The following is an 11,714-nucleotide window of genomic DNA, read 5'->3' as shown; positions in this document are numbered from 1 at the left end:
CTCATCTGCTCGTCGTCATCCCCCGGGTTATTAACCAGAATAGCAGCGCCAGCAGGCTAACTGATGCTCCCAGCAGGCAGACGCCTTGCCATCCTGCGCTGGCATATACCGCAGTCGTACTTATCGCTCCCAGCGCGCTGCCGAGGGCATAAAACAGCATATACAAACCGACCAGTCTGCTGTGCGCCTCAGGACGGCGACGGAAAATCATGCTCTGATTAGTGACGTGCAGCGCCTGGCCGCCGAGATCCAGCATGACAATGCCAATCAGCAGTGCCGCTGGCGACCATGCCATCAGTGATAAAGGCCACCACGCCATCAGCAATATCACCAGGGCCGCGGCGCTGGTGCGCTGGGCATATCCGCGGTCGGCCCATTGACCAGCGCGACCTGCCGCCAGTGCGCCGATCGCGCCCACCAGGCCGAGGGCGCCAATCTCGGTATGAGAAAAGCTAAAGGGTGGCGCGCTTAACGGCAAAACTAACGCGCTCCAGAAGATATTGAACGCGGCAAACATCAGTAATGCCAGCATGCCTCGCACCTGCAGGTTTTTCTCCTGACGCAGCAGCGCCAGCATGGATATCAGAAGCTGGGGATAGCTCAGTGGGCGCGATGCAACCGCCAGTACCGGCAGACGACGCCACAGGGGAAGCGCGATGCCCAACATTAGCAAAGCGGCAAAGATATATACCCCACGCCAGCCGAACAGATCGCTGATGCTTCCCGAAAATACCCGCGCCAGCAGCAATCCAATAAAGACCCCGCTTTGCGCTGCGCCCACTACCCTGCCCTGTTCAGAGGGGGCGGCCGCGCTTGCGGCATAAGCAATCAACCCCTGCGTCATGGCGGTACCCAGCAGACCAACGGCAAGCATGCTGGCTAACAGCATTACTGTCGATGTTGCCAGACTGACGGCAAATAGCGCAGCGATCAGTAATATCACCTGCGTCGCCATCAGGCGGCGGCGATTCAGCCTGTCTCCCAGCGGTACCAGCAATAACAAAGCCAGCGCGCAGCCAAGCTGAGTTGCCGCGATCGCGCCACCGATCGCGGCGTGGCCGATCGCAAAATCGCGCGCCAGGGCATCAAGGAGCGGTTGTGCGTAATAAACATTTGCCACGCTCAGGCCGCTGGCGATAGCAAACAGCAGCACCAGACTACGCGGCATGACCGTTGGCGGCCCCTCTGGCGATGGCGATAATAATGTCGCTTTCATCCTTCCCCCCTGGAGCATTCTGGTTTCAAAACAAAACTCATTGCAGTCTGGAGCATGAAGTTTTAAAATGCAACTAGTTTGCCATCTCCTCAGGAGCGCCTGTGTCCTCATCAGAAAACAGGGAAAACACAACCTGCCCCGTCGCCCGAAGTGTGGATATTATCGGCGACCGCTGGTCGCTGTTGATTGTGCGCGATGCCTTTGATGGCACCAGTCGCTTCAGCGATTTCCAGCGAAGCCTTGGTATAGCGCGTAATATTCTCTCCGACCGTCTGCACAAATTGCTAAACTCGGGTATTCTCACTACCCAATCCGCCTCAGACGGCACGGCCTATCAGGAATACGTACTGACGGAAAAAGGCCAGCGCTTGTTCCCTGTCGTCGTTGCGCTACGCCAGTGGGGAGAGCAGCATCTCTTTGCCGATGGCGAACGCCACTCGGTACTGATCGATAAACGTACGCAGCGCCCGGTTCCCGTGATGACGCCGATGGCCGAGGACGGATTACCGTTGAATTTTCATGAGGCTAAGGTACAAAAAATTAAATAAAATTCTTTATTTAACAGCTGTTTATATTAAAGGTGTATAATTAGCGCTAAGCTATTCAAATCATAAATAAAATGGAGAACGGGCATGCGCGTACTCGTGGTTGAGGATAACGCTCTGCTGCGCCATCACCTGAAAGTTCAGCTACAGGAGCTTGGCCATCAGGTAGATGCGGCGGAAGACGCAAAGGAAGCGGATTACTATCTGGGTGAACACGTTCCGGACATCGCCATTGTCGATCTTGGCCTGCCGGATGAAGACGGCCTCTCGCTGATTCGCCGCTGGCGCAGCCACGACGTATCGGTACCGGTTCTGGTCCTCACCGCGCGCGAAGGCTGGCAAGATAAAGTCGAGGTGCTGAGCGCCGGAGCGGATGACTACGTCACCAAGCCGTTTCACATCGAAGAGGTCGCCGCGCGTATGCAGGCGCTTCTGCGGCGCAACAGCGGCCTCGCATCGCAGGTGATCTCAATACCGCCATTCCAGGTAGATTTATCGCGTCGCGAGCTGTCGGTTAATGACCAGCCCATCAAGCTTACGGCGTTTGAATACACCATTATGGAAACCCTGATCCGTAACCGGGGCAAAGTAGTCAGCAAAGATTCATTGATGCTGCAGCTCTATCCCGACGCCGAGCTGCGCGAAAGCCATACTATCGATGTGCTGATGGGACGATTGCGTAAAAAAATCCAGGCTGAGTATCCGCAGGATGTGATTACCACCGTGCGCGGCCAGGGCTATCTGTTCGAACTGCGCGGATGAAAGGGCTGTTGCGGCATATTTTACCGCTATCGTTACGCGTCCGCTTTCTGCTGGCGACGGCCGCCGTGGTGCTGATCCTGTCGCTGTCTTATGGCATGGTCGCGCTGGTCGGCTATAGCGTGAGCTTTGATAAAACCACCTTCCGCCTGCTGCGCGGCGAGAGCAACCTGTTCTATATGCTGGCGAAGTGGGAAAACAACGCCATCGACGTTGATATTCCCGACAACCTCAATATGCAAAGTCCGACGGTGACGCTGATTTACGACGCTCACGGTCGGTTATTATGGGCGCAGCGCGATGTTCCCTGGCTGGTGAAGCGTATCCAACCGGAATGGCTCAAAAACAACGGCTTTCATGAAATTGAGGCCGACGTGGACAGCAGCAGCATGCTGCAGCACAACAATCATGAGATCCAACAGCAACTGAATGCCATTCGGGAAGAGGACGACAGCTCCGAAATGACCCACTCGGTGGCGATCAATATCTATCCGGCCACCAGCACCATGCCGCAGCTCAGCATCGTGGTTGTCGACACCATACCGGTGGAGCTCAAGCGCTCGTATATGGTATGGAGCTGGTTTATCTACGTACTGGCGGCCAACCTGCTGCTGGTGATCCCGCTTTTGTGGGTGGCGGCATGGTGGAGTTTGCGCCCTATTGAATCGCTGGCCAAAGAGGTGCGCGAACTCGAGGAGCATCACCGTGAACTGCTCAATCCCAACACCACCCGGGAGCTTACGCGGCTGGTCAGCAACCTCAACCGCTTGCTGAAAAGCGAACGCGAGCGTTATGACAAATACCGCACTACCCTGACCGACCTGACCCATAGCCTGAAAACGCCTCTCGCAGTGATGCAGAGCACCTTACGCTCCATGCGCGGCGAGAAGCTCAGCGTCAACGAAGCAGAGCCGGTAATGCTGGAGCAGATTAGCCGTATCTCGCAGCAGATCGGCTACTACCTGCACCGTGCCAGCATGCGCAGCGGCGGGTCGCTGCTGAGTCGCGAGCTGCATCCCATCGCTCCGCTGCTCGATAGCCTGACCTCGGCGCTGAATAAAGTTTACCAGCGCAAAGGCGTGAATATTAGCCTGGATATTTCGCCGGAAATCAGTTTTGTCGGCGAAAAGAATGATTTTATGGAAGTGATGGGCAACGTGCTTGATAACGCCTGCAAATACTGTCTGGAGTTTGTCGAAGTCTCCGTCCGTCAGACCAACGACAACCATTTACACATCCTCGTAGAGGATGATGGCCCCGGGATCCCCCACACGATGCGCAGCGCGGTATTCGATCGCGGCCAGCGCGCCGACACGCTGCGTCCCGGCCAGGGCGTGGGGCTCTCCGTCGCGCGAGATATCGTTGCCCAGTACGATGGTCGAATTCTCGCCGAAGAGAGCCTGCTCGGCGGCGCCTGCATGGAAGTTATTTTTGGCCGCCAGGCCCTGGAAGATAAAGAGAGCTAAAACAGTCGGTTTTTTAACGGCGCCTGCATCATGCTGGTGCCGCATCCGTTATAATCCCTGACAGACACCTGCTGTGGAATATAAATATGGATTATCAATTAACGCTTAACTGGCCCGACTTTATCGAACGCTACTGGCAAAAACGCCCGGTAGTGCTGAAACGGGGCTTTGCTAATTTCGTCGATCCGTTAAGCCCGGACGAGCTGGCCGGACTGGCGATGGAGAGCGAAGTCGACAGTCGCCTGGTCAGTCATCAGGACGGTAAATGGCAGGTCAGCCACGGTCCGTTTGAGAGCTACGACCATCTGAGCGAAAATAACTGGTCGCTGCTGGTACAGGCGGTCAATAACTGGCACCAGCCGACGGCGGCGCTGATGCACCCGTTCCGCGCCCTTCCCGACTGGCGCATTGACGATCTGATGATCTCGTTTTCCGTTCCGGGAGGCGGCGTCGGCCCGCATCTCGACCAATACGACGTGTTTATCATTCAGGGTACCGGTCGCCGCCGCTGGCGCGTGGGCGAAAAGGTGCCGATGAAGCAACATTGTCCGCACCCGGACCTGCTGCAGGTCGACCCGTTTGAAGCCATTATCGATGAAGAGATGGAGCCCGGCGATATTCTGTATATCCCGCCGGGGTTCCCGCACGAAGGCTACTCGCTGGAAAACTCGCTCAACTATTCGGTCGGCTATCGCGCGCCTAACGCCCGCGAGCTGTTCAGCGGCTTTGCCGATTATATTCTGCAGCGTGAACTCGGCAGCCAGCGCTACGCCGACCCGGACGTGCCGTCGCGCGAGCATCCTGCGGATATTCTGCCCGTCGAGCTGGACCGCCTGCGCGATATGATGCTGGGATTAATTAATCAGCCAGAGCACTTTAAGCAGTGGTTTGGCGAATTTATTACTCAGTCCCGCCACGAGCTGGACGTGGCGCCGCCGGAGCCGCCGTACCAGCCGGATGAGATTTACGATGCCCTGCAGCAGGGGGATAAGCTGACACGTCTCGGCGGCCTGCGCGTGCTGCGAATTGATGGTGAGGTGTTCGTCAATGGCGAGAAAATTAACTCTCCGCACCGCCCGGCGCTGGACGCGCTGGCAACCCACCTGACGCTCAATGCAGAGCATCTTGGCGATGCGCTGGAAGATCCCTCCTTCCTGGCCCTGCTGGCCGCGCTGGTCAACAGCGGCTACTGGTTCTTTGAGGACTAAGTCTTCGGTTCGCCCGGTAGCGGCTAACGCCTTACCGGGCCTGTACGTTACGCGCCTCGTTTTGCCGTTAGCTCGGCGATGCGCACAATCACCTGCACCGCCTTCTCCATGCCTTCGAGCGTCACAAACTCATGCTTGCCGTGGTAGTTATAGCCGCCGGTAAACAGGTTCGGGCACGGCAGCCCCATAAAGGAGAGCTGGGCGCCGTCGGTACCGCCGCGAATCGGCTTCATCTGCGGATCGATTTGGCAATCCACCATCGCCTGACGGGCAATCTCCACCACGTGCGGATGCGCCATCACCTTCTCATGCATATTGTAATAGCTGTCTTCGATGACCAGCTCAATATAACAATCCGGATGCAGCCCTTTGCCGACCTTTTTGGCGATCTCCATCATTTTGCGCTTGCGGGCTTCAAACTGCTTACGGTCAAAGTCGCGGATGATGTAGTGCATGTCGGCGCGATCCACCGTGCCTTTGATACTGGCCAGATGATAGAAGCCCTCATAGCCTTCGGTGGTTTCCGGCGCTTCGTCAGCAGGCACCTCGGCATGGATACGCGCCGCCAGCGACAGGGCATTGACCATCACCCCTTTCGCGGTGCCAGGATGCACATTATTGCCCACGATCTTAATCGTAACCGACGCGGCGTTAAAGTTCTCAAACTCCAGTTCGCCCACACCGCCCCCGTCGACGGTATAGGCCCAGCGGGCATCAAACGCGGCGACATCAAAATGCTTCGCCCCTTTGCCCACCTCTTCGTCTGGCGTAAAGGCCACGCGGATATCGCCGTGGGGAATCTCCTTCGCCTTCAACGTCGCCAGCGCGGTCATGATCTCCGCGATACCGGCTTTATCATCGGCGCCGAGCAGCGTTTTACCATCGGTGGTAATCAGCGTCTGCCCCAGCAGCTGGTGCAGTACCGGGAACATCACCGGCGAAAGCACCTCATCGCCAATACCGAGTGCGATATCACCGCCGCGATAGTTTTCTACGATCTGCGGATTGACGTTCTTGCCGCTGAAGTCAGGCGACGTGTCGACGTGGGAAATAAAGCCAATCGCCGGAATATCGCCCGCAACGTTAGCTGGCAGGGTGCCCATGACCGTCCCTTTTTCACTCAGCGTCACGTTCACGAGTCCCATTTCTTCAAGCTGCGCCTGAAGCAGCCGTAACAGCTTCCACTGTCCTTCCGTGCTCGGTACCTGCCGCACGCCAGGCTTCGACTGCGTGTCCAAAGAAACGTACTGCAAAAAACGCTCAAGCAATTTATCCATGTAGCCACCCTCTTCTTTTGTGACAACATTATTGATAAGCCGGAAAAGACAAATATTGCGTCAGGTCATTTTTAGCCCGGCAAATGAGAATTTAATACATTTCGAACGATAATGTTGTAAAGGTAGCTCATCATGGCGCATCAATCATTGGCGATTACAGGCGTTTGCCGTAGAATGCTCGGCCTTATTATTTTATGTGCAAACCCAAAGGTGGTTAACCACAAACCCCGCATCGGTAAGCTTTCCGCTGCGTCTACATGGGACAGAGTCAAAAATTGAATATACAACCGCGTTCGCGTTCTCCGCTGGTTCAGCTGACGGAAATTCGCAAAAGCTTTGATGGTAAAACGGTAATCTCCGGCCTCAATCTGACCATCAACAACGGTGAGTTTCTCACCCTGCTTGGCCCCTCTGGCTGCGGTAAAACAACCGTTCTTCGTCTTATCGCCGGACTGGAAACCGTCGATAACGGCCGAATCCATCTCGAAGATCAAGATATCACCCATATTCCGGCGGAAAACCGCCACGTGAACACCGTCTTTCAAAGCTATGCGCTCTTTCCGCACATGACGGTGTTTGAGAACGTCGCCTTCGGCCTGCGGATGCAGAAAACCCCGGCGGCGGAAATCGCTCCCCGCGTCCACGACGCCCTGCGAATGGTACAGCTTGAAGAGTTCGCCCAGCGCAAACCGCATCAGCTTTCCGGCGGACAGCAGCAGCGCGTGGCCATTGCCCGCGCGGTGGTTAACAAACCGCGCCTGCTGCTGCTGGATGAATCCCTCTCAGCGCTCGATTATAAACTGCGTAAACAGATGCAGAACGAGCTGAAGGCGCTGCAGCGTAAACTCGGCATCACCTTCGTCTTCGTCACCCACGATCAGGAAGAGGCGCTGACCATGTCCGACCGTATCGTGGTGATGCGCGATGGCAAAATCGAGCAGGACGGCACGCCACGCGAAATCTATGAAGAGCCGAAAAACCTGTTTGTCGCCAGCTTTATTGGCGAAATCAACATCTTCAACGCCACGGTCATTGAGCGGATTGACGAGCAGCGGGTGCGTGCCAGCGTAGAAGGCCGCGAATGCAATATCTACGTCAACTTCGCCGTTGAAAAAGGCCAGCGGCTCAACGTGCTGCTGCGCCCGGAAGACCTGCGCGTTGATGAGATCCACCACAGTAATGAAGCCGATGGCCTGATAGGCTATATCCGCGAACGCAACTATAAAGGAATGACGCTGGAATCGGTGGTCGAACTGGAAAACGGCAAAATGGTCATGGTCAGCGAATTCTTCAATGAAGACGACCCTGATTTTGACCACTCTCTCGACCAGAAAATGGCCATTAACTGGGTAGAAAGCTGGGAGGTTGTGCTGGCCGATGAAGAACACCAGTAAATTCCAGAATGTGGTGATTGCCACCATCGTGGGTTGGCTTGTGCTGTTTGTCTTTCTGCCCAACCTGATGATTATCGCCACCAGCTTTCTGACCCGCGACGATACCAACTTCGTCAAGCTGGTCTTTACGCTGGATAACTACGCGCGCCTGCTCGATCCGCTCTACTACGACGTGCTGCTGCATTCGTTGAATATGGCGTTCATGGCAACCCTGGCCTGTCTGGCGCTCGGCTACCCTTTCGCCTGGTTTCTGGCAAGGCTGCCGGAGAAGGTACGCCCGCTGATGCTGTTTCTGCTGATTGTGCCGTTCTGGACCAATTCGCTGATTCGTATCTACGGACTGAAAATTTTCCTCAGCACTAAGGGCTATCTGAACGAATTTTTATTATGGCTGGGCGTCATCGATACGCCGCTGCGCATCATGTATACGCCATCGGCGGTCATTATCGGCCTGGTCTATATTCTGCTGCCGTTTATGGTGATGCCGCTCTACTCCAGCATCGAAAAGCTCGATCGTCCGCTGCTGGAAGCGGCGAAAGATCTCGGCGCCAATAAACTACAAACCTTTATCCGCATCATCATTCCGCTGACCATGCCGGGCATTATTGCCGGCTGCCTGCTGGTGATGCTTCCGGCAATGGGGCTGTTCTACGTGTCTGACCTGATGGGCGGCGCGAAAAACCTACTGATTGGTAACGTCATTAAGAGCCAGTTCCTCAACATCCGCGACTGGCCGTTCGGTGCGGCGACCAGCATTACGCTAACGCTGGTGATGGGCCTGATGCTGCTGATTTACTGGCGCGCAGCGCGTTTACTGAATAAAAAGGTGGAGCTGGAATGATCGGTCGACTGCTGCGCGGCGGCTTTATGACCGCTATTTACGCGTATCTCTACATTCCCATTATTATCCTGATCGTTAACTCGTTTAACAGTTCGCGCTTCGGCATTAACTGGCAGGGTTTTACCACCAACTGGTATAGCCTGCTGATGAATAACGACAGTCTGCTGCAGGCAGCACAGCACTCACTGACCATGGCGGTGCTGTCGGCGACTTTCGCTACGCTTATCGGATCGCTGACCGCCGTCGCGCTGTACCGCTATCGCTTTCGCGGCAAGCCGTTCGTCAGCGGGATGCTGTTTGTAGTGATGATGTCCCCGGATATCGTGATGGCGATTTCGCTGCTGGTGCTGTTTATGCTGATCGGTATTCAGCTGGGATTCTGGTCGCTGCTGTTTTCCCACATCACCTTTTGCCTGCCCTTCGTGGTGGTCACGGTGTTTTCGCGCCTGAAAGGTTTTGACGTGCGGATGCTGGAAGCAGCGAAAGATCTCGGCGCCAGCGAAATGACGATTCTGCGAAAGATCATTTTGCCGCTGGCGCTGCCCGCCGTGGCTGCAGGGTGGCTGCTGAGCTTCACCCTGTCGATGGATGATGTGGTGGTCTCTTCGTTTGTAACCGGGCCGGGCTATGAGATCCTGCCGCTGAAGATCTATTCGATGGTCAAAGTTGGGGTATCGCCAGAGGTCAATGCGCTGGCGACGATTCTGTTGGTTCTGTCGCTGGTGATGGTCATTGCCAGCCAGATAATTGCACGTGATAAAACTCAGGGGACGTTAAAATGAAAAAATGGTCACGCCACCTGCTCGCTGCGGGCGCTCTGGCAATCGGGATGAGCGCCGCGCACGCGGACGATAGCAAAACGCTCTATTTCTACAACTGGACCGAATATGTCCCGCCGGGGCTGCTGGAGCAATTCACCAAAGAGACCGGCATCAAGGTGATCTATTCGACCTACGAGTCGAACGAAACCATGTATGCCAAGCTCAAAACCTATAAAGACGGCGCTTATGACCTGGTGGTACCTTCCACCTACTTCGTCGACAAAATGCGTAAAGAGGGCATGCTGCAGAAGATCGATAAGAGCAAGCTGAGCAACTTCGGCAATCTCGATCCTGAAATGCTCAATAAACCGTTCGACCCGAATAACGATTACTCTATTCCGTACATCTGGGGCGCGACGGCCATCGGAATCAATAGCGATGAGATCGATCCGAAAACCGTTACCAGCTGGGCGGATCTATGGAAGCCAGAGTATAAGAGCAGCCTGCTGCTGACCGACGACGCGCGCGAAGTGTTCCAGGTCGCGCTGCGTAAACTGGGCTACTCCGGCAATACTACCGATCCGAAAGAGATTGAAGCGGCCTATAACGAGCTGAAAAAACTAATGCCGAACGTCGCGGCGTTCAACTCCGATAACCCGGCGAACCCGTATATGGAAGGCGAGGTAAATCTCGGCATGGTGTGGAATGGCTCCGCGTGGGTTGCGCGTCAGGCCGGTACGCCGCTGGAAGTCGTGTGGCCAAAAGAAGGCGGCATCTTCTGGATGGATAGCCTGTCGATTCCGGCCAATGCCAAAAACGTCGACGGCGCGCTGAAGCTGATCAACTTCCTGCTGCGCCCGGAAGTGGCCAAACAGGTTGCAGAAACTATCGGTTACCCGACGCCAAACCTGGCCGCGCGTAAAATGCTGAGCCCGGAGGTCGCCAATGATAAATCACTCTATCCGGACGCCGCGACGATTCAGAAAGGCGAATGGCAGAACGATGTCGGCAGCGCCAGCACGCTTTATGAAGAGTATTATCAGAAGCTAAAAGCGGGTCGTTAATCATCTCACAGGCCGGGTAGCATTACCCGGCCTCTTCGGGAGGACCGCCGCTAGCTTCTCAGCGGATGTATTCTCGACTTTATTAGCGCTTCCTCAACGTCAAAATCGGCCAGCGAATAGTTGGTCGCCACCAGATAAAATCGTCCATCCTGCGCCGGATATTCATGTACTTTGTAGTTCGCCATTTTCGGCTGCGCAGCAGAAGCGTCTCCCCTGCCGGAACCGGCGGCGTATTTCGAACGGACCCGCAGAGAGTGGCTTTTAATATCCCGATGGATTTCGCCGTGATGCTCGTCGCCGAGGATCAGGTAGTCAACATACTCAGTGGCCATGGTGTTATTCCTTCTCTGTTGTCCGAGTTAAGAAACATGCCACAAATGTCTGTCTGATACTGTTTTGTTAATCACAACGTTACATATATGTGAAATAGACAATCAACATTATAACGGCCCTCCCACCAGACAGCGATGAGGGGCCGGATTTTAACGGTCGAAAATAACAACAGTGCTTTTACTCTGGCAACCGCGTTGTCTACGGTGAAGCCAGATTCTTTTCCCGCTGGCGGTGCCGCGCACCGGTCCGGACTACCCGACCGCGCTGGCCCCGTAGCCCGGGCAAGGCGCGGCTTTACCGCGCCGCCCCCCGGGAAGGGGGAAAGGACTACAGCAGCGCTTTCGCTTTCGCGACAACGTTGTCCACGGTGAAGCCAAACTCTTCAAACAGCTGCTCCGCCGGCGCTGACTCACCGAAGGTGGTCATGCCAACGATCGCGCCGTTCAGGCCCACGTATTTGAACCAGTAGTCAGCGATACCCGCTTCGATGGCCACGCGCGCAGAGACCGCTTTCGGCAGCACCGTTTCACGGTAAGCCGCATCCTGCTTGTCGAACGCGTCGGTGGACGGCATGGAAACCACGCGCGCCTTCACGCCTTCGGCAGTCAGTTTTTCCCGCCAGTTCCACTTCAGAGCCGGTGGCAATGAAGATCAGCTCCGGCTGGCCCGCGCAGTCTTTCAGCACGTAGCCGCCGCGGGCGACGTTCGCCAGCTGCTCTTCGGTGCGCTCCTGCTGCGCCAGGTTCTGACGGGAGAGGATCAGCGCGGTCGGACCGTCCTGACGCTCTACGCCGTATTTCCACGCGATGGCGGATTCCACCTGGTCGCACGGACGCCATGTGGACATGTT

The 11,714-nt window shown here is 55.8% G+C and carries 11 protein-coding genes and 1 pseudogene; 8 read left to right on the top strand and 4 right to left on the bottom strand.

Annotated features, from left to right (window positions below; translation table 11 throughout):
* Position 1 precedes the first annotated feature (1 nt).
* Entirely contained in the window at positions 2–1,216 is a 1,215-nt protein-coding gene (locus tag ACSIPU_RS22265; RefSeq protein WP_049593253.1) for an MFS transporter, read from the bottom strand.
* 101 nt (positions 1,217–1,317) lie between these two features.
* On the opposite strand from ACSIPU_RS22265, the gene ACSIPU_RS22260 reads away from it, so the two are divergent.
* The 4 genes from ACSIPU_RS22260 (at position 1,318) to ACSIPU_RS22245 (ending at position 5,194) form a co-directional block, all read left to right on the top strand.
* Positions 1,318–1,764: a winged helix-turn-helix transcriptional regulator gene (locus tag ACSIPU_RS22260; protein ID WP_017146109.1), complete on the top strand. Its 447-nt coding sequence runs from the start codon at positions 1,318–1,320 to the stop codon at positions 1,762–1,764.
* An 84-nt stretch (positions 1,765–1,848) separates the two neighbouring features.
* Positions 1,849–2,523, top strand: coding sequence for a two-component system response regulator PhoP (gene phoP / locus ACSIPU_RS22255; RefSeq protein WP_004101181.1), 675 nt, complete (start codon positions 1,849–1,851; stop codon positions 2,521–2,523).
* Complete coding sequence (gene phoQ / locus ACSIPU_RS22250) at positions 2,520–3,986, top strand: two-component system sensor histidine kinase PhoQ (RefSeq protein ID WP_004101180.1); 1,467 nt, start codon at positions 2,520–2,522, stop codon at positions 3,984–3,986. Before phoP ends, phoQ begins: the two co-directional genes overlap by 4 nt.
* 86 nt (positions 3,987–4,072) lie before the next feature.
* Entirely contained in the window at positions 4,073–5,194 is a 1,122-nt protein-coding gene (locus ACSIPU_RS22245; RefSeq protein WP_004101179.1) for a ribosomal protein uL16 3-hydroxylase, read from the top strand.
* A gap of 47 nt (positions 5,195–5,241) precedes the next feature.
* On the opposite strand, the gene pepT is transcribed toward ACSIPU_RS22245, so the two are convergent.
* Positions 5,242–6,471: a peptidase T gene (gene pepT, locus ACSIPU_RS22240; protein WP_004101177.1), complete on the bottom strand. Its 1,230-nt coding sequence runs from the start codon at positions 6,469–6,471 to the stop codon at positions 5,242–5,244.
* 257 nt (positions 6,472–6,728) lie between these two features.
* Between pepT and potA the strand changes: the two genes are divergently transcribed.
* From potA to potD, 4 genes are read left to right on the top strand one after another with little or no spacing between them, the layout of a single operon-like run.
* A complete protein-coding gene (gene potA / locus ACSIPU_RS22235; RefSeq protein ID WP_196558140.1) occupies positions 6,729–7,865 on the top strand; it encodes a spermidine/putrescine ABC transporter ATP-binding protein PotA in 1,137 nt (378 codons plus the stop codon).
* Positions 7,849–8,706, top strand: a complete 858-nt coding sequence (potB, locus tag ACSIPU_RS22230) for a spermidine/putrescine ABC transporter permease PotB (protein ID WP_004101173.1) — start codon at positions 7,849–7,851, stop codon at positions 8,704–8,706. Before potA ends, potB begins: the two co-directional genes overlap by 17 nt.
* Entirely contained in the window at positions 8,703–9,488 is a 786-nt protein-coding gene (potC, locus tag ACSIPU_RS22225; protein ID WP_004101171.1) for a spermidine/putrescine ABC transporter permease PotC, read from the top strand. The genes potB and potC overlap by 4 nt, the downstream gene beginning before the upstream one ends.
* The gene (gene potD / locus ACSIPU_RS22220) at positions 9,485–10,531 is read left to right on the top strand and encodes a spermidine/putrescine ABC transporter substrate-binding protein PotD (RefSeq protein WP_004101169.1); all 1,047 of its coding nucleotides are present in this window, start codon (positions 9,485–9,487) and stop codon (positions 10,529–10,531) included. The genes potC and potD overlap by 4 nt, the downstream gene beginning before the upstream one ends.
* A 50-nt stretch (positions 10,532–10,581) precedes the next feature.
* On the opposite strand, the gene ACSIPU_RS22215 is transcribed toward potD, so the two are convergent.
* Both ACSIPU_RS22215 and ACSIPU_RS22210 read right to left on the bottom strand, forming a co-directional pair.
* Positions 10,582–10,863 carry a hypothetical protein gene (locus ACSIPU_RS22215; RefSeq protein ID WP_004101168.1) on the bottom strand — a complete coding sequence of 94 codons (282 nt, stop codon included), beginning with the start codon at positions 10,861–10,863 and terminating at the stop codon, positions 10,582–10,584.
* A gap of 328 nt (positions 10,864–11,191) precedes the next feature.
* Positions 11,192–11,714: pseudogene (locus tag ACSIPU_RS22210) on the bottom strand (transketolase-like TK C-terminal-containing protein); the annotation flags it as partial.

Source organism: Klebsiella sp. HN106 (assembly GCF_051209435.1).
Lineage (GTDB): Bacteria > Pseudomonadota > Gammaproteobacteria > Enterobacterales > Enterobacteriaceae > Klebsiella > Klebsiella oxytoca.
Note: the sequence above shows the minus strand (reverse complement) of the source record. Positions and strands in the feature narration are given on the sequence as shown.